Below are 17,972 nucleotides of genomic sequence, written 5' to 3'. Positions count from 1 at the left end.
CGCAATCGACCGATCTCCTGATCACTGACGAGGACACACATATGACAAGCGGTGGGTACGACCCCAACCAATATCCACAAGGCGGGCAGCCGTACGGCCAGCAGTACCCGCAGGGCGGCCAGCAGTACCCGGGCGGCCAGCAGTACCCGCAGGGGCAGCCACCCCAATACGGCCAGCAGCCGCCGCAATACGGCCAGCAGCCGCAATACGGACAACAACCCCAATACGGCCAGCAGCCGCAAGATCCCTACGGCCAGCAGCCCTACCCGCAGCAGTACGGTGAGTACGGCCAGCAGGGCTTCGGCGCGGGCCAGCCGGGTGACCTGCTGCCCCGGTTCGGCGCCAGGTTCATCGACGGGCTGATCGTCGGTATCCCGGCGTACATCATCGACCTCATCCTGTCGAAGATCGGCATCATCGGCTCGATCCTCGGCTTCATCGTGATCGTCGCGGCCCCCATCGCCTACTTCGTGCTGATGGAGACCAATATGGGGACCACGCTGGGCAAGAAGATCCTCGGCCTGCGCGTCGTCGCACCCGGTGGCGCCGCCAAGATCACCCCGGAAGTTTCGCTGAAGCGCAACCTCTACCTGGTCGCCAACATCATTCCGTGCCTGGGGAACCTGGTCGCGATCGGCATGGCGATCTACATCGCGGTGACCATCGAGCAGGACCCGAACAAGCAGGGTTGGCACGATAAGTTCGCCGGCGGCACCCAGGTCGTCAAGGCCTGATCCGCCACAACGCGAAAACAGGGGCGCTCCCGGTTCGGGAGCGCCCCTGTTCTATTGCGGCACAGATGTTTTCGACGGCCGTCAGGTCGAGGACAGCGCGATATTGAATACCAGCCAGACGATGCCGAGCACGATGCCGCCGGCACCGATCCAGATACCGGCCAGCGCGAGACCGCGGCCCTCCTGCCCGCGTTCCTTGATCTGATTCAGCGCGATGATGCCGAGCACGATCCCGACGATCGAGCCGATGCAGGTGCACAGCCCGACCAGTGAGGCGACCAGCGAACCGATCGCGAGCCCGTTGGTGCCCTGCCCCTGCTGCGGGTATCCGTACGGCTGATACGCGTTCGGGTAGGCCGGAGTCTGCGGATACGGCTGCTGCGCACCGGCGACCGGCTGCTGCGGGTAGCTCGGATACTGCTGCTGGGGCGGCGGCGTCGGCTGCGGTGCTGGCTGCTGCGGGTACTGCGGCGCGGACGGGTACTGTGGAACCGATCCGGGCGGCGGAGCCGCCGGATACTGCGGTACCGACCCCTGGGCGCCACCCTCCGGCGACACACCTTCGCCACCGTACTGCTTCCACCACTCGTCGGAAGAATCGCCGGGATTCGTCATTGGTACAGCCTATTCCACAACCTGGTTGGATGAAGCGCGTGAGTGAGTCCAAAACAGTTGAAGAACACCCAGGATCTGGGGGCCCCGCGGCGGCCCACGCGGCATTCGCCGTCGCCTCGCGGGGCTATTACACCCCCGTCGTCGCTCTGTTCACCGCGACGCTGATCATCTCGAATATCTGCGCAACCAAGGGCGTCCAGTTCCTCACCGACCATTCGGTGAAGCTCGGGCCCATCGAGATCCTGCCGATCTCCACCGATGGTGCGTGGTTCCTGTTCCCCTTGGCCTACATCATCGGCGATGTGCTCAGTGAGGTGTACGGCTTCAAGGCCGCCCGCCGGGCCATCTACTACGGTTTCGCCATCCTGCTGCTCGCGGTCGTCTGCTTCAAGATCGCCATCGAGCTGCCCCCGGCGACGTTCTACGACAATCAGGAAGCCTTCCGGTCCGTTATCGGCACCACACCGCAGCTGGTTGCCGCCGGATTGTCCGGCTACTTCGTCGGCGAGATGCTCAATTCCGCGACGCTGGTGCTGATCAAGGAGAAGACCAAGGAGAAGCATCTGTGGGCCCGATTGATCGGCTCCACGGTGGTCGGCGAATTCGGTGACACGCTGATCTTCTGCTCGATCGCGGCCACCGCCATCGGCATCGATAGCTGGGGACAGTTCGTCAACTACGTGATCGTCGGATTCATCTGGAAGACGCTGGCCGAGGTCATCGTGCTGCCGATCACCTACCGGGTGATCGCCTTCCTGAAGAAGCACGAGCCGAGCTACGCACCCCGGGAAACCACCGCACTGTTGAGCTGAAAGTTGTTGTGCGCATTCGGATCTACGGGGTCCGAATGCGCCCTTTCCAGCGGCCCAGCGTTTCGGCTTTGTACTCGTCGAAGTAACCGCCCTCGATGCTCTCGCGGATCCGGTCGACGAGCCGAATCGTGTAGCGCTCGTTGTGGATCGTGCACAGCGTGGAGGCGAGCATCTCCTTGGCCTTGAACAGGTGGTGGATATAGGCCCTGGTGTAGTTGGCGCAGGTATAGCAGTCGCAGGTTTCGTCGATCGGGGTGAAGTCGCGGCGGAATCGGGCGGTATTGATATTGAATCTGCCTTCGGCGACATAGATCGCCGCATTGCGGGCGACCCGGGACGGGTTCACGCAGTCGAAGGTGTCGGCACCGTTCTCCACCGCGACAAAGATGTCCTCGGGCTCGCTGATGCCGAGCATATGGCGCGGCTTGTCCTCGGGCAGTTCGTCACAGCACCAGCCGACGATGGTGCCGAGGTTGTGCTTCTCCAGTGCTCCGCCGATGCCGTAGCCGTCGAAACCCGTTCCGGCAGCGCCCCGGATCGATTCCAGTTCCCGGCATGCCTTGCGGCGCAGGTCTTCGTACTGCGCGCCCTGGATCACCGCGAACAGGGCCTGGTACGGGCGGTGCGTGCGCGCGGCGGTCAACTGTTCGTGTTCGTCGATGCAGCGCTGCGCCCATTCGTGCGTGCGCTGTAGTGATTTCTCCTGGTAGGCGCGGGTATTGAGCAGCGTGGTCAGCTCGTCGAAGGCGAATATGATGTCCGCGCCGAGCCGATGCTGGATGCCCATCGAAACCTCGGGCGTGAACCGGTGTTTCGAACCGTCCAGATGCGAGCGGAAGGTGACACCATCGTCGTCGACGACGGCCAGGCGCTCCTTGCCCGCGGCGATCACATCGTCGCTTCGGACATCGACCGCCTCCATGGCCAGCACCTTCTTGAAACCGACGCCGAGCGACATCACCTGGAAGCCGCCGCTATCGGTGAAGGTCGGGCCCGGCCAGTTCATGAACTTGCTCAGCCCACCCGCCTCGTCCACGATGTCCGAACCCGGCTGCAGGTAGAGGTGGTAGGCGTTGGCCAGCAGCGCCTGAGCGCCGAGTTCCCGCATGGTCTCCGGCAGCACCGCCTTCACCGTCGCCTTGGTGCCGACCGGGATGAACGCGGGCGTGGCGATATCGCCGTGCGGTGTGCTGATCACACCCGATCGACCGTGCCGCCCCGCGAGACGGGTACCAACGGCAAACGAGAAGGCTTCGGGATCGGACACCCCGCCATCCTCCCAAAACGACGATCGGCCGGATGCGGCAGGCAGCACCGCGACCGGTCAGGCGTCGGCCGCCGCGGCCGCGAACTGGGCGTTGTAGAGGCGGTAGTACGCGCCGCGCTCCTCCAGCAGCCGCTCGTGCGTGCCGTGCTCGACGATGCGGCCCGCCTCCATGACGACGATCAGATCCGCATCGCGGATGGTGGAGAGTCGGTGCGCGATCACGAAGCTGGTGCGATCGCGGCGCAGGGCCGCGGTGGCGTGCTGGACCAGCGCCTCGGTGCGGGTGTCGACCGAACTGGTCGCCTCGTCGAGGACCAGGATGGACGGCTTGGCCAGGAAGGCGCGGGCAATGGTGATCAGCTGCTTCTCGCCCGCGCTGACGCCCGAACCCTCCTCGTCGATGATCGTGTCGTAACCGTGCGGCAGCGCGTGGACGAAGCGGTCGACGTAGGCGGCGCGAGCGGCGTCGAGAATATCGGCCTCGCTCGCATTCGGATTGCCGTAGGCGATGTTGTCCCGGATGGTGCCCTTGAACAGCCAGGTGTCCTGCAGCACCATGCCGATCCTGGACCGCAGGTGATCGCGGGTGATCTCGGTGATATCGACACCGTCGATGGTGATGGTGCCCGCGTCGAGTTCGTAGAACCGCAGCAGCAGATTCACCAGCGTGGTCTTGCCCGCACCGGTCGGGCCGACAATGGCGACCACATGCCCCGGCTCGGCGACCAGCGCGAGCCGCTCGATGACCGGCGTCTCGGTTTCGTAGCGGAAAGAGACCGCCTCGAATTCGACCCGGCCGCGATCGACCGGACGGGTGTTCTCCATGACCGGATCCGGTGACTGCTCCTCGGCGTCGAGGATCTCGAAGATCCGCTCGGCCGAGGCGACACCGGACTGCAGCAGATTGGCCATGGCGCCGATCTGGGTCAGCGGCTGACTGAACTGCCGGGAGTACTGGATGAAGGCCTGCACCTCGCCCAGTGACAGATTGCCCGTCGCCACCCGCAGGCCGCCGACCAGCGCCACCAGCACGAAGTTCACATTCCCGAGGAACATGATCGCGGGCATGATCAGCCCGGAGATGAACTGCGCCTTGAAGCTCGATTCGTAGAGATCGTTGTTGCGCTTGTCGAATTCCTCGCCGACCTCGCGGTTACGGCCGAATGCGGTGACCACCTCATGTCCGGTGAAGGCCTCCTCGACCTGGGCGTTCACCATGCCCGTGTACTTCCACTGGTTCACGAAGTGCGGTTTGGAGCGCTTGGCGATCTGCGCGGTGACCACGATGGCGGCGGGCACGGTGAGCAGGGCGATCAGCGCCAGCAACGGCGAGATCCAGATCATCATGACCAGGATGCCGATTACCGAGAAGACCGAGAGGAGCAGCTGGCTCATGGTCTGCTGCAGGCTCTGCGAGACATTGTCGACATCGTTGGTGACGCGACTGAGCAGATCACCGCGCGGCGTGGAATCGAAGTAGCGCAGAGGAAGTCGGTGGATCTTGTCCTCGACATCGCTGCGCAGCCGCTTCACCGTGCGGTTGATGACGATATTGAGCAGAAACGACTGCAGCCAGCTGAACACCGATGCGCCGACATAGAGCAGCAATACCAGCATCAGAATCCGGCCGACCGCGCCGAAGTCGACACCGATACCCGGGGTGACGTCCATCGCGCCGAGCATGTCGGCGAAGGTGTTGTTGCCAGCGGTGCGCGCCCGCTCGATCGCCTCCTCCTTGGTGATGCCGCTGTGCAGCTGTTGGCCGACCACGCCGTCGAAGACCAGGTTGGTGGCCTTGCCGAGGATGTAGGGGCCCAGCGTATTCAGCACCACCGAGACGATCGCCAGCCCGACGATCGCACCGACATACATGCGCTCGGGTGCCAGCCTGCGCAACAGCCGCTTCAGCGACGGACCGAAGGACTTCGCCTTCGCATCCGGCGCACCGGGATTGACCGCTCCGGGCCTCATCGGCTCTCCTCCCGCCGAGCCCGATGCCCGTCCCCGCTCGGATCGGGCGGCGATCCGTTGCGCTTGGCGAGGGCGACTGCGGCGACTTCATCGGCGCCGAGCTGCGAGGCGACGATCTCCTGGTACTCCGCGCACTCGCGCATCAACTGGTCATGGGTGCCGATCCCGGCCATCGCACCGTCCTCGAGCACCACGATCTGATCGGCCTCGCGGATGGTGGTAATGCGTTGCGCCACAATGATTACCGAGGCGTCTCTGGTCTCGGGCCGCAGGGCCTCGCGCAGTCGGGCGTCGGTCGCGACGTCGAGTGCGGAGAACGAGTCGTCGAACAGGTAGACCCGCGGCTTCTTCACCAGCGCCCGAGCGATGGCCAACCGCTGGCGCTGCCCACCCGATACGGTGGTGCCGCCCTGCGCGACCGGAGTCTCGAGGCCCTGCGGCATATCGCGCACGAAGTCGGCGGCCTGCGCGATCTCCAGACAGCGCCACAGTTCCTCGTCGGTCGCGTGCGGATTGCCATAGCGCAGATTGCTCGCCACCGTTCCGGAGAACAGGTAAGCCTTCTGCGGCACCAGGCCGATCTGTTCGCGCAGCAGTTCGAGGTCGATATGGCGGACATCGGTGCCGCCGACATAGATCGCCCCATCGGTGACATCGATGAGCCGGGGAATCAGATTGAGCAGCGTCGTCTTGCCCGCACCGGTGGAGCCGACAATAGCCGTGGTTGTGCCCGGCTCGACCTGGAACCGAATGGCCGAGAGCACCGGTTTCTCCGCACCGGGGAAGGCGAATTCGGCGAATTGCAGATCGACCAGCGCCGGATCGCCCTCGAGCGGCTGCGGCAGCCGCGGCGGCAGCACCGATGTCTCGGTGTCGAGCACCTCACCGATCCGGTCGGCCGAGACGGCCGCGCGCGGTGCCATCATGGCCAGGAACGAGGCCATCATGACGGCCATCAGGATCTGCATGATGTAGGACAGCATCGCGGTGAGCGAGCCGATCTGCATCTGGCCGTCGTTGATCAAATGCCCGCCGAACCAGATCACCGCGACGGCGGTGACATTGCTGATCAGCATTACCAGCGGAAACATCAGCGCCATCAACCGGCCGACCCGCAGTGCGGCATCGGTGAGTTCGGAGTTGGCCAGTCCGAAGCGCCAGGTCTCCTGGCGCTCGCGCACGAATGCGCGCACCACCCGGATACCGGTGATCTGTTCGCGCAGTACGCGATTGACCTCATCGATCCGGTACTGCATATCGCGGAAGCCGGGCACCATCTTGGCCACGATGGCACCCATCGAGATGGCCAGTGCGGGCACCGCGATCAACAGCAGCCAGGACAGCCCGAGGTCCTCGCGCAGCGACATGAAGATGCCGCCGATGCACATGATCGGCGCCATCACCAGGATGGTCGCCGACATCACGATGAGCAGCTGAACCTGCTGAATATCGTTGGTATTGCGGGTGATAAGCGATGGCGCGCCGAACATGCCGACCTCGCGCGCGGAAAAGGTGCCGACGCGGTGCAACACCGCCCCCCGCAGATCCCGGCCCGCGCCCATGGCGGCCTGCGCACCGAGGTAGACCGAGCAGGCCGATGCGATGATCTGCACGCCGGTGACCGCGAGCATCCACAGTCCGGTGCTCCAGATGTAGCCGATATCGCCCTTGGTGACGCCTTTATCGATCAGGTGGGCGTTCAAGGTCGGCAGGTACAGCATCGCGATAACGGCGATCAGTTGTAGGCCGACGACCCCCGCCAATTGGGCCCGATAGGGGGCCAGATACGTGCGAAGCAGTCTGATCAGCATGATGAAAAGGAGGCTACCGGGAAACCGACATACACGTCGCGCGGTTTCCTGACCAGCACCGATGCCACGGATTGCGGCCTCTTACCTGCCGCGGGAAACCGCAACTGCCCGCGAACCTTTCGGCGCGCGTGACCCGGTTCGAATTACCGCCGCGCCCAGGCACCGGGATCCTCTGTCAGCGCCTCGATGAATCCAGGGAGCCGATCGCGCGCGATGTCGTCGATGGAGACGTCCTCCAGTACCGCGCGAATATTCACCCGCAGCGCGATCCACACCCGCTGCAATGGTTCGGCCGCGCCCGGATAGCGCACATCCTCCGGACGTTCACCGCGCACCGAGGCCAGTGGACCCTCGATCGCGCGGATCACATCGGCGATGGAGATCTGCGCGGCCGGGCGGGCCAGCCAATAGCCGCCATCCGGGCCGCGCCTACTGGTCACCAGATCCGCTCGGCGCAATTCGGCGAGTACGGTCTCGAGCACCTTGGGCGGGATATGCTGCGCGGTCGAAATCGCCTCGGCCTTCACCACCGGCGCGACCTGCACCGCGGTCGCGCCGACCACGGCATTGTCGGTCTTCGGTGCGCGGGCGATTTCCAACAAGGTCCGCACCGCGTAATCGACCTTCGCGGTGATGTGCACTGCGGCTACTCCCTGGCCTACTAGGTGTCCGAACGAATCTACGCGGTGTGACAGCCGGTCAGCACACAGGTGGCCGCGTCCAGCAGTGTGCGCTCCACCACCGAATCCGCAACGCCCGGCACGAGTTCGGTGGACAGCAGCGCGACGCCGAGCACCTCCAGCGCCGCACTGGCGCGCAGCTTGGCCACCTCGTCGGCATCGGGTCCGGCCAGCCATTCGCGCAGCACCCGACTGGAATCCATCAGATCCGGGTAACGGTCGGCCATCACATTGATGATCGCGACGGTATCGCGGACGCACAGCGCACCGGCGTCGCGATGGCGAATCATGCCGCGCAAATAGGTGCGCAGGACGGCCCGCACCCCTTCGGCATCGTGTGGGACCGCATCGATATCCTCGGTCACCGCGCGCATGTGATCGATGATCGGATCTACGATCGCCAGTAGTAGATCGAGCTTCGAGGCGTAGTGATAGTAGAGCGAAGCCTTTGTGATTCCTACCGCATCCGCGACCTCGCGCAGGCTCGTCTGCTCGAATCCCTTGGCGCCGAAGAGCTTCACCGCGGCATCACGAATTGCCAGTTTAGTGCCGCCACCTGCGACAACAGTGTCGCCCGCGTCACGAACGGTCATGGGATGGTCCTCTCATCACTTCTGCGCTGAGCTAACGTTGCCACCAGAATTGAGGTTGTACCTCCGCTTAGCTCCTAGGTAGTCTACCTACCGCACGGTAGGCAGAAAGCGTCAATTGGAGGCGGGGTACAGCAGGGCAACCCCGCGTGTGCTGTCTACGCGCCGCGAACCAGCACGTACCCAGGCACCGCTAGGAGAACCCCTCGTGTCCGTTTATCTGTATAGGTGGGGAAAGTTCGCTTTCCGAAGAAAATGGATAGTGCTTCCGGTCTGGCTTGTCCTCTTCCTACTGCTCGGCGGCCTCGGCGCGCAGCTGAAGGAGCCGATGACCAACGACTTCAGCATGCCGGAGCTGCCATCCGCGCGTGCCAACGACATTCTGGACAAGCACTTTCCGGGCGCCTCCGACGCCTTCAAATTCGATGCCGTCACCGGCACCTATGTCATTGCCGCGCCCGAAGGGCAGAAGCTGACCGATCCGGCGAACCGTGCGTCGCTCGAGGCGTTCATCACCAAACTCGGCACGCTCGACATCGTCGACCACAGCAAGCCGGTGATGAATCCCATTGAGACCGCGGAGAAGTCGGGTTGCCTAGCCGATCCGGACCCGTCCAAGTGCAGTGGCGCACCGCTGAACGTGCTGAGCAAGACCGATCCGGACTCGGTCGCCTTCTTCAGCGTCCCGTTCACCATCAAGAAGTTCACCGACGTCACCGACGCGCAGCGCGAAGCGGCTTACAACATCGCCAGCGACGCCCGCAACGCCGGGCTCCAGGTGGAGATGAGCGGCTCGATCGCGCAGAAGAACGAGGGGCCCAGCGGTAAGTCCGAGCAGATCGGCATGGGCATCGCGCTGATCGTCATGATCATCGCCTTCGGCGCCATCGTGGCCGCCTTCGTGCCGATCATCACCGCGATCATCGGCCTCGGCGCGGCCACCTCGCTGATCTTCCTCGGTACCTCGATCATCGAGGTGCCCAGCTTCACGACCTTCCTCGCGTCCATGATCGGCATCGCCCTGTCGATCGACTACGCGCTGTTCATCGTGTCGCGCTACAAACATGAACTGGCAGTGCAGGATTCGCCGGAAGAGGCGGCGGGTACCGCACTCGGCACGGCGGGTTCGGCGGTGGTGTTCGCCGGTCTCACCGTCATCATCGCGCTCGGCGGGCTCAGCATCGTCGGCGTGCAGTTCATGACGTTCATGGGCCTGGGTGGCGCGATCGCCGCCGCATTCGCGGTGCTCACCGCCATCACCCTGATGCCGGCGCTGCTCGGCGCGTTCGGGCGGCTCCTGTTCAAGCCGAAGCTGCCGATCGTCGCCCAGCACGATCCCGAGGACGACAAGTCGGTCACCAATGGCATGCGCTTCGCCCGTCTGATCGGCCGGGCGCCCGCGGTGACCCTGCTGCTCAGCGTGGTCGTGCTCGGTCTGCTCGCCGCACCGGCCGCCGGCCTGAACCTGGGTCTGCCCGGTGACGACAGCCAGCCCAAGACCTCCACCGTGCGCAAGGCCTACGAGTTGCGCACCGAGGGCTTCGGCGAGGGCAGCAACGGCGTGCTCAACGTTGCGGTCGACCTCACCAAGGTGCCCGCCGAGCGCCGCGAGGCCGCCGTGAACGCGCTGCGGTCCAAGCTCGCGTCCTACTCGGGCATGGATTACGTGACCGAACCCAAGTGGAGTGGTGAGGACAAGGCGGGTGCGCTGCTCGACGGTGTGCCGAAGTCGGGTCCGAACAACCAGGCCACCAAGGATCTGGTCAGCGACGCCCGCGACGCCGAAGCGCAGATGCAGAGCGAATACGGCATCGAGTACGGCATCACCGGCACCACGGCGATCTTCGCCGATGTCGACCACGTGCTGCTCAGCAAGATCGTGCCGTATCTGGCGATCGTGGCCGGTGCCGCATTCCTGCTGCTGATCCTGGTGTTCCGATCGATCCTGGTGCCGCTCACCGCGGCGCTCGGATTCCTGCTGTCCATGGCGGCCACTTTCGGTGCCACGGTGCTGATCTTCCAGCAGGGCAAACTCGGACTGATCGAGGATCCGCATCCGCTGGTCAGCTTCCTGCCGATCATGCTGATCGGTCTGGTGTTCGGCCTGGCCATGGATTACCAGGTGTTCCTGGTGACCCGGATGCGCGAGGAGTTCGTCAACGGCAAGTCGCCGAAGGATGCGATGGTGTCCGGTTATCACCACGGCGCCCGGGTCGTCACCTCGGCCGCGGTCATCATGATCTCGGTGTTCGGCTCCTTCCTGCTGGAATCCGACGTCACGGCGAAGTCGTTCGGCTTCGCGCTGGCGGCGGGCGTGCTGATCGACGCGTTCATCGTCCGGATGGTCGTGATCCCGTCGCTGCTCGTGCTGATGGGCAAGTGGTCCTGGTGGATTCCGAAGTGGCTGGACCGGATCCTGCCGAATATCGACGTCGAGGGCGCGAAGCTGCGTGAGCTGCAGCAGCGGTCCGCGGAGACGGTGAAGGTGCCGGTCGGCGTCAGCTGATCGGAGCCCACGGCTCGGCCCCGCACCCGGATCGGGTGCGGGGCCGACTGCGTTTCGGGACGCCGCGTCTGTCACCGCCGCCGCGATCATCATGATCTCGATCTTCGGTTCATTCCTGCTCGAACCCGATGTGGACACCACGCCACCGACGAAATTCGGGCCTGGTCCCGAATTCCGTTGGGAGCGGATCTATTTCATCACTGGCTCGGTGCAGGCAGATTGCACTCAGTTATCTTCGGGTTAACGCCCATATAGTTCAGCGGGCCGGCCAGTGCCGTCACCGCGATGGTGCCGAGGCCAGCGCAGTCGATCGGAGGATTGTCGAAGTTGTGACGCTGTCCGGCGGCGATCATGCCGATCACCAGCCAGGCCATGAGCAGCAGTCCGATGAGTCGCGTACCGGTGGGGTGCGCAGGCCTCCGTTGGGTTACACGCTCGCGCATCGTAATCGCTTCCTTTCGTACTCGCGTAGCGGCGGAGTACCCGGTTGCGGAGCGTTAACTCTAGCCTGGTGCCCGAGGCTTGGCTAGGGGGTTTATGGGCTGGGCTGCGGCACGTTGCAGTCGGCGATTTTCGGATTCACGCCCATATAGTTGAGCGGACCTGCGAGGACCGTGAGGGCGATCGTGCCGAATCCGGCGCAATTGATCGGACCGCTGTCGAAGTAATGCCGCTGGCCGGCGGCGACAACGCCGATGACCAACCAGAGCACGATCAGCACGGTGCCAAGTTTCATCGAGGGCTCGCTCATCTGTTCTCCCGCGGATCACGCTCGCGCGGTTGGTGATGCGGCGAATTATCGCATCGCGCCGGGCCCGCACTCAGGCATTCGGTACATACCGGGCGCACGCACGGGCGCGCCCTACCGCACGGCATGTCGCCGCCCGGCAGAGCACGCCCTGAGCGCGCGGGGACGGCCAGATCCTCGGCGCTCAGCCGTGGCCGCTACGGACTGGGTTGCGGCACATTGCAATCCGCGATCTTCGGATTCACCCCCATGTAGTTGAGCGGACCGGCCAGGGTGGTCACCGCGATCGTGCCGAAGCCGGCGCAATTGATCGGACCGCTGTCGAAGTAATGCCGCTGGCCCGCGGCGACCACACCGATCACCAGCCAGATCAGGACCAGCAGACTGCCGAATCGGAAATAGGGCTCTCTCATGTAACTCTCGCGCATCTATCCCGCACGGCTCGTCTCGCGACGCCATCGTCACACCGCATCCTCGCCGTGCTCGCTTAATTGGCGTATACCCGCGAACGGCCTACTTACCCAGGAACTCCCACCACACCGGATTCGTTTGTACGACATGAGGATCCGCTGAGTTGGAGAAACGCATGGAACTCGACCACCGCAATTCGATATCCATGCTCCGCGACGACCAGGACCAAGCGCTCCCCCACACATCGGCATCGACCTGAACCGCAGAGCTGTCATCCTGCGCGCCGAGATCCCGAGCTCCTCTGAACGAATTCGACCACTGCTGGCACCGTAGGGAGTCTGCGCGGACGCAATGACCTGGATCACGGGGGCGCCGGGCGCATGTGGGCACGGTCGCTGATGAACCCGCTGTGACCAAAGAGAAAGCCCCTCACCTGAAGATTCAGGTGAGGGGCTTTGGCGGTGGCGGAGGGATTTGAACCCTCCCGGGGGTGCTGGTCAGGGCCCCGAACCCGGGTCTACCAGCGAAAACACATAACGGTAATTCTCGCTCAATCACGTCGATTCATGGGCAATTGTGGGCAGATTGTGGGCACAAGGGGCGCCCCGCCAAGGGGCGGCGAAGCGGGGTGTCCCTCACGTATCCGAGCGGACTGTCAGTCGTGCTCTTTGGCCGCATCGTCGTCTTCCTCCGGTCCCGGTCCAGCGACCGGCCCTGTCGGTCCGTACATGGCGTTCTCACCCCCTCTCAGCCTCTCGGGGTGCATCTCCCAGTAGTGGGCAATGACACCGTCGATTTCGGCTTGTAGGCGTGGAGGGCCGTCCACCGTTTGCGCTCGCAGTTCGGCGGCCACACGGCCCCAGGTCTCGGGGTCGGCGCGACTCGCCTCCCGCAGGATCGCCTGCACTTCCGCGAAATGGTTGGCGTCCAGCTGTGCCCGTCCTGGCAGCATTCGGCGAAACCGGTCATTCATAGCGGCCCCCCGCACGTGCGGCACGATGCAGCAGCCCGGCCGCTTTCAAAGTGCACAATGCCGCTTCTCGCTGCCTGCACCGCACCGACTCGTTGTGCAGGTGGATCTGAAACAACCTGTGTGCCTGTTCATTTGAGAGCGGCCCGGGATCGAAGGCGCAATGGTCGTAGTACGCGTAGTCGTTCGGATCATCCGAGCCGTTCTCGAAGCGGACTGCCACACGCACCGTCTCGTAGTCGACGTTCACGAGGTCACCCCGAGGATGCTCGGGGCTGTGAAGCCAGACGGAATGGCGAACCCTGGGAACGGGTTCACACTGAGTCGGTACATGACCCGCTCCCCGGTGAACGCCGACCGGCCGTGCAACCAACGGTGGTTGTGCAGCACGTACCCTTGCCCCGGCTCCAGGACGAATGTGGTGGTGTGGCGCTCGATCGCATCACTCAGCGCCGGAAGCCACCGCGCCAGCTCCGGCGAGAACCGCGCCAGCTCATCGCGGCGGTAGCGAACTCGAATCCGGCCGTCCGGAGTGTGCTCGAATATTGAGCCGAGGTGTCCGGCGGCACCACCGAACAGCACCGTTCGTGGCTGCGAAAGTGCTTGTGTCGCTTCTGGATTCGTAAGCATCATCTCGACATAGACGGCATACCCGTCGATTGCGACGCACCCACCACCTGAGCTGCCTTTGCGCCCACATGCCACCAACAGCAGGGCAGGCGGTTCCGGCATGCCGGACCGGTCTGTGTGCGGAGGTAATGCGCCCTTGCCGAAGCCCTCGAAACCGGCTCGTCCGGCGAAACCGCCACGATGCATCAAGGTCGTCACACCATCGGGACCGCTATCCCTGTGCGGGACAATGTGTCCGAGCGAGGCCCCCAAGGTCACCAGTTGCGCCCGGGTGCGGATTCCTTCGATCAGGGCCAGCCCATCCGCAGCCAGCTGCGCGGCTATCCCTGCTGCCCATTTCTGCTGTAAGTCCACGAACATGCCCCCAACCGTGCGCGCCCCGCTATCAGCGCGTCCACTGACAGACTGTCAACCTCCAACCAGCCATCTTGCGTGGTCAGCGGTGCTAGCGTCGCGGATATGACTGCCTCCAGTTACGTGCCGCACATGTACTCGATCTCGGTGAAGGGCGTTGTAGTCCGTGACGGACAGGTGCTCCTGTTGAAGAACGAGCGCGACGAGTGGGAATTGCCCGGCGGCAGAATCGAACCCGACGAGACGCCCGAAGAGTGCGTGGCCCGCGAGATCAGCGAAGAGACGCAGTGGCCCGTAACCACCGGTCCGATTCTCGATTCCTGGATCTACTACATCAATGCCGTTGAACGGCACGTGTTCATCGTGACTTATGGCTGCTACCCGGACACCGACGCCGAGCCCGTGCTCTCGCACGAGCACAAGGAAGTTGGGCTGTTCCGGGAAGACCAGATAGCGGGCTTGAAGATGCCAGAGGGCTACAAGCGGTCCGTGATGACCTGGTTCGCGCAGCTCCGGGCAGCGGAGAACGTCTAGGGGAAGCCGTGAGCGGTAGCAGGTGTCAGGCGTGCGGCGTCATGATCGGCCGCTACGCGAGCGAGCCGGTATGCCCCACCTGCGCCGCCAACAACAGCACTGAACAAGTCCAGGTGCACGCCGCGCCGATAGCCTCCGCAATCTGGCTGTGGGCGACTCCGGAGGCGGCTCCGGCCATTGCGACCCGAGACCTGCCGACGATCCTGCGCGCTTACCGCCGGATCAACGGGCTCAATCAGATAGCGCTTGCCGAACTCCTCGGATACGACAAGTCGTATGTCTCGATGCTCGAGACCGGCCGCCGCGCGATCGCCGATGTTCCCTCGCGTCGGCATATCGCCGCCCGGCTCGGACTGCCCACGCACATCCTCGGCGTTACCGGCACCGACGATGCCGAATACCGGGCAATGCTCCAGTTCGGGGACTCGACTGTTCGCCTGGCTGAGATCGCACGCCAGGCGGGGCACGCAGTTGAAGCAGTCAACGAGTTATGGCCGCTCGTAGCGCGATTGGAGGCGCGCGCAGCCGAAGGGCGCCTGGAGCGAGACAGTCTCGTTCTCCTGGCTCAGGCACGGGTAGCGCTCGGGGTATCGCTGGGGACAGTCCTGCCCGAAGAACGGCTGTCCTCGGCGGCCCGTTGGACAGGGCTCGCCGTCGCCGTGGCGGCTCGACTCGATGATCCAACGTTCTACGCTCACACGCTCCGAATGCACGGCAACGAGCTACGCAAGGCCGGACACGTCGGCGCCGCCGTTGCACGCCTCGAGCAGTCGTTAGAGCTGTCGACTCAGCCAGCCGACCAGGGCGGCACTCTTGCCTTTCTCTGCCGCGCTACAGGTGAACTTGGGGACGCGGAACGATTCGACACCGCCTTGCTGGAGTACCGGCGACTGCTGGACCGAAACACAGGCAGCGGCTTACTGTTTCAGCCGTTCACGCTGCGAGAAATTGAACTGCGCGGACTCCTCGGTACTGGGCGAGTGATAGAAGCGGGCCGACTCGTGAGCGTCACGGTGGGAACACCTTCGGCCCCACAGTGGCGAATCATCGAGCGCGTGACGACGGGCGAAGTGCTGGCAGCGATCAACGAACGAGCCGCCGCAGAAAACGCGTTCGCCGACGCAATTGGGTCGGCCGAGCATCATCGTTTACCGCACCAGATCCAGCGAGCGATCCGCGCCACCGTCAAGACCGATATGGCTGGCCTGACTCTCGAAGCCGAATCGGCTCTGCAACGTATTCGCTCCTTGCTTGCACCGCAGCCAGCCAGTAGCGAGTGAGCAACGTGCCGACAGCGGCGTGTAAACAATTCAAGTGCCCCGGCGCCTGACTCGGCGCGGCAGTCAGGAAATTTCTCTCCCGCACGAGCAGAACCACGGGGGCGATGACCTCTCAGGGCATCGGCTGAATGGTGGTCGGTCCGCTCAGTTTCGGGATCGGTGTAAAAATCCCTGACTCACCCCTGTCGAGTCAGGGACCGGGAGGTTCGAATCTTCTCGGGGGTGGGGGTATGGAAAGCGGTCCAGCACCAGGCGAAGGGGGAGTTGGTGCCGGGCGCAGCGGCGACAGTAGCGCCCGGCTTGAGCCGTTCGACGGGGCCAGGTTTGTCGCCATTGAACCTCCAGGGCTCGCATGCCGCCACCAGGACGGGAGGCAAACAGAACAGCTCGCGGCCCGCGCCGCGACTAGGTCTAAGGTGTCGCGATGGAGGCTGCCGGAAAGTGGCTCGAGTTGAGCGGGACGCTCTTAACCATGTATGGGCTGTGGTTCGCCTGGAATAGGAACTCCAACCGAAGACTTCGCTTGGCTATTTCTCGATGGACAGCCTTCGTCTCCAACAAAACCCGGCATGCTACCGCGACTGTCTTTCCCTGCTTGCGACGTAGCGCCACGGTTATCGTGCCCGCCGCCGACGCCTGGGCTTTCGCCGTATCGGCGACCGTCACTGTTCGGTCCGGAGTTGATCCGGGCCAGGCGCTCACGATCCAAGTCCAAGTATTGGCTGGTCAGATCGAAGCGATGGCCAATGACCTTCAGGCTCTTCGCCAGCGTATCGAGAAGAACGAAGTCGCTCAGAAGACACTGGCGAATAATGCTGACAGAGCAGCGGATTCGGCAGTGACTGCGCTGCGAGAAAGCGGTCGACTCGAAGCTTTTACCGACCTCAGCGTCGCTCTCGCAGGAATATTCATCACCGCTGTAGGTATCGTCCTCGGCATGGTCGCCGACGGCCGGTTCTCCTGGCTCCCTTGGTAGCCGGGCAAAATCCGGGAAGAAGTGCACGCATGCCGTGAAGTGCTATGCCTACCGCCGACCACGAACGGCTGACGGGATACACCCCCCACCGCCCACCCATGGTGCGGCGGTGGGCATAGCGGCTCTGGCTCTGTACGGGATTGGGGATTCACCGAACCGCGTGACGTTCGACGCCGGAACACAACCCACGGAAGCGCAACATCGGCGGGCCCCCCTTATCCGTTGAGTTGAGCGCAGGTGGCTCGAGCCACCGAGGCGTGGTCCGGCAACGGCGTCCATCAGATGGACACCCCCTACCCCCGGTCACGGTTCGCCCCGTTGTTCGCGCCACGCTTTCAGTGCGGCATGGGCGCGGGTGCTGCCCCATCTCAGCCGGTCTTTCACGTCGTCTTTGGAGGTGGGCGGTGGGTCAAGGGTGTCGATCGCGGCGAGATCCTCAGCGAGGCTGTCAGCGTCTCTTCCGTTGATACCGAATGACTTTGGTGGTTTGTCGCCGGGCCGGGGTGCGCGGATGACGGGCTCGAGAATGCCGTCACCGAACGAACTCCTAGGTTCATCCTCACCCAACTAGCCACGCACGTCTTGGGGCGCGAGCCAGATGCCTTGGTGTTCCCGCATCCCGACGACCCAACCAAGTACCTACCCCGACCGAAGACGGTCGACGGCTGGTTTACCGGTGCCGTGAAGCGCGCCAAGGTGCAGCCGATTACGCCTCACGACCTACGCGACACCTGCGCATCGCTGGCGGTATCGGCGGGCGCGAACGTGCTGGCGCTCGCTCGGCTGCTCGGCCACAAGGACGCCAAGGAGACGCTGAACACCTACGCGGACCTGTTCGACGACGATCTCGACAAGCTCGCGAACGCCATGGATAAGGCGTACGCGCCGCCTAAGTGTGGGCAAGATGTGGGCACGGACGCCGATCGCGAGTTCTGTGGGGAAGAAAGAAGCCCCTCACCTGGCATTTCAGGTGAAGGGCTTAAGCGGTGGCGGAGGGATTTGAACCCTCGGAGGGGGGTTACCCCTCACACGCTTTCGAGGCGTGCTCCTTAGGCCGCTCGGACACGCCACCGCCGACAACCA

Annotated in this window: 17 protein-coding genes, 1 tRNA gene and 2 pseudogenes; 7 read left to right on the top strand and 13 right to left on the bottom strand. The window is 64.1% G+C overall.

What is annotated here, in order from left to right:
- Positions 1-41: 41 nt before the first annotated feature.
- Complete coding sequence (locus tag ACQP0C_RS01735; protein ID WP_433729909.1) at positions 42-734, top strand: RDD family protein; 693 nt, start codon at positions 42-44, stop codon at positions 732-734.
- A gap of 81 nt (positions 735-815) precedes the next feature.
- Here ACQP0C_RS01735 and ACQP0C_RS01730 read toward each other — a convergent pair whose 3' ends face one another.
- Complete coding sequence (locus ACQP0C_RS01730) at positions 816-1,349, bottom strand: DUF4190 domain-containing protein (RefSeq protein WP_354955335.1); 534 nt, start codon at positions 1,347-1,349, stop codon at positions 816-818.
- Positions 1,350-1,378: 29 nt separating this feature from the next.
- Between ACQP0C_RS01730 and ACQP0C_RS01725 the strand changes: the two genes are divergently transcribed.
- Entirely contained in the window at positions 1,379-2,161 is a 783-nt protein-coding gene (locus tag ACQP0C_RS01725; RefSeq protein ID WP_433729907.1) for a queuosine precursor transporter, read from the top strand.
- 22 nt (positions 2,162-2,183) lie between these two features.
- Here ACQP0C_RS01725 and tgt read toward each other — a convergent pair whose 3' ends face one another.
- From tgt to ACQP0C_RS01700, 5 genes and pseudogenes are all read right to left on the bottom strand, one after another.
- Entirely contained in the window at positions 2,184-3,428 is a 1,245-nt protein-coding gene (gene tgt / locus ACQP0C_RS01720; protein ID WP_433729905.1) for a tRNA guanosine(34) transglycosylase Tgt, read from the bottom strand.
- A 57-nt stretch (positions 3,429-3,485) separates the two neighbouring features.
- The gene (locus ACQP0C_RS01715; protein WP_433729903.1) at positions 3,486-5,399 is read right to left on the bottom strand and encodes an ABC transporter ATP-binding protein; all 1,914 of its coding nucleotides are present in this window, start codon (positions 5,397-5,399) and stop codon (positions 3,486-3,488) included.
- An 86-nt stretch (positions 5,400-5,485) separates the two neighbouring features.
- Positions 5,486-7,210: pseudogene (locus ACQP0C_RS01710) on the bottom strand (ABC transporter ATP-binding protein); the annotation flags it as partial.
- A 143-nt stretch (positions 7,211-7,353) separates the two neighbouring features.
- Positions 7,354-7,851, bottom strand: a complete 498-nt coding sequence (locus ACQP0C_RS01705) for an RrF2 family transcriptional regulator (protein ID WP_433729901.1) — start codon at positions 7,849-7,851, stop codon at positions 7,354-7,356.
- Between the two features lie 38 nt (positions 7,852-7,889).
- Positions 7,890-8,483: a TetR/AcrR family transcriptional regulator gene (locus ACQP0C_RS01700; protein WP_433729899.1), complete on the bottom strand. Its 594-nt coding sequence runs from the start codon at positions 8,481-8,483 to the stop codon at positions 7,890-7,892.
- Positions 8,484-8,688: 205 nt separating this feature from the next.
- On the opposite strand from ACQP0C_RS01700, the gene ACQP0C_RS01695 reads away from it, so the two are divergent.
- Positions 8,689-10,986, top strand: a complete 2,298-nt coding sequence (locus tag ACQP0C_RS01695) for an MMPL family transporter (protein ID WP_433729897.1) — start codon at positions 8,689-8,691, stop codon at positions 10,984-10,986.
- Positions 10,987-11,183: 197 nt separating this feature from the next.
- Here ACQP0C_RS01695 and ACQP0C_RS01690 read toward each other — a convergent pair whose 3' ends face one another.
- From ACQP0C_RS01690 to ACQP0C_RS01665, 6 genes are all read right to left on the bottom strand, one after another.
- On the bottom strand, positions 11,184-11,360 hold the full coding sequence (locus ACQP0C_RS01690; RefSeq protein WP_433729895.1) for a hypothetical protein: 177 nt from the start codon (positions 11,358-11,360) through the stop codon (positions 11,184-11,186).
- 161 nt (positions 11,361-11,521) lie between these two features.
- Positions 11,522-11,737, bottom strand: a complete 216-nt coding sequence (locus ACQP0C_RS01685; RefSeq protein ID WP_433729893.1) for a hypothetical protein — start codon at positions 11,735-11,737, stop codon at positions 11,522-11,524.
- A 194-nt stretch (positions 11,738-11,931) separates the two neighbouring features.
- Positions 11,932-12,147, bottom strand: coding sequence for a hypothetical protein (locus ACQP0C_RS01680; protein ID WP_354955351.1), 216 nt, complete (start codon positions 12,145-12,147; stop codon positions 11,932-11,934).
- A 653-nt stretch (positions 12,148-12,800) separates the two neighbouring features.
- Entirely contained in the window at positions 12,801-13,118 is a 318-nt protein-coding gene (locus ACQP0C_RS01675) for a hypothetical protein (protein WP_433729891.1), read from the bottom strand.
- Positions 13,111-13,365, bottom strand: coding sequence for a hypothetical protein (locus ACQP0C_RS01670; RefSeq protein WP_433729889.1), 255 nt, complete (start codon positions 13,363-13,365; stop codon positions 13,111-13,113). Before ACQP0C_RS01670 ends, ACQP0C_RS01675 begins: the two co-directional genes overlap by 8 nt.
- A complete protein-coding gene (locus tag ACQP0C_RS01665) occupies positions 13,362-14,105 on the bottom strand; it encodes a TauD/TfdA family dioxygenase (RefSeq protein ID WP_433729887.1) in 744 nt (247 codons plus the stop codon). The genes ACQP0C_RS01670 and ACQP0C_RS01665 overlap by 4 nt, the downstream gene beginning before the upstream one ends.
- Positions 14,106-14,204: 99 nt before the next feature.
- Between ACQP0C_RS01665 and ACQP0C_RS01660 the strand changes: the two genes are divergently transcribed.
- The 4 genes and pseudogenes from ACQP0C_RS01660 to ACQP0C_RS01645 form a co-directional block, all read left to right on the top strand.
- On the top strand, positions 14,205-14,633 hold the full coding sequence (locus ACQP0C_RS01660; RefSeq protein ID WP_433729885.1) for an NUDIX hydrolase: 429 nt from the start codon (positions 14,205-14,207) through the stop codon (positions 14,631-14,633).
- Between the two features lie 41 nt (positions 14,634-14,674).
- The gene (locus ACQP0C_RS01655; RefSeq protein ID WP_433729883.1) at positions 14,675-15,913 is read left to right on the top strand and encodes a helix-turn-helix domain-containing protein; all 1,239 of its coding nucleotides are present in this window, start codon (positions 14,675-14,677) and stop codon (positions 15,911-15,913) included.
- Between the two features lie 424 nt (positions 15,914-16,337).
- Positions 16,338-16,889: a hypothetical protein gene (locus ACQP0C_RS01650; RefSeq protein ID WP_433729881.1), complete on the top strand. Its 552-nt coding sequence runs from the start codon at positions 16,338-16,340 to the stop codon at positions 16,887-16,889.
- Positions 16,890-17,495: 606 nt separating this feature from the next.
- Positions 17,496-17,666 (top strand): annotated as a pseudogene (locus tag ACQP0C_RS01645) (site-specific integrase); the annotation flags it as partial.
- 207 nt (positions 17,667-17,873) lie between these two features.
- Here the strand turns inward: ACQP0C_RS01645 and ACQP0C_RS01640 are convergent.
- Positions 17,874-17,961, bottom strand: a tRNA-Ser gene (locus ACQP0C_RS01640).
- Positions 17,962-17,972: the final 11 nt, after the last annotated feature.

Origin of the sequence: Nocardia sp. CA-129566 (assembly GCF_050956075.1) — a bacterium.
Classification (GTDB): Bacteria; Actinomycetota; Actinomycetes; order Mycobacteriales; family Mycobacteriaceae; genus Nocardia.
This window is presented reverse-complemented; position numbering and strand designations above follow the sequence as displayed.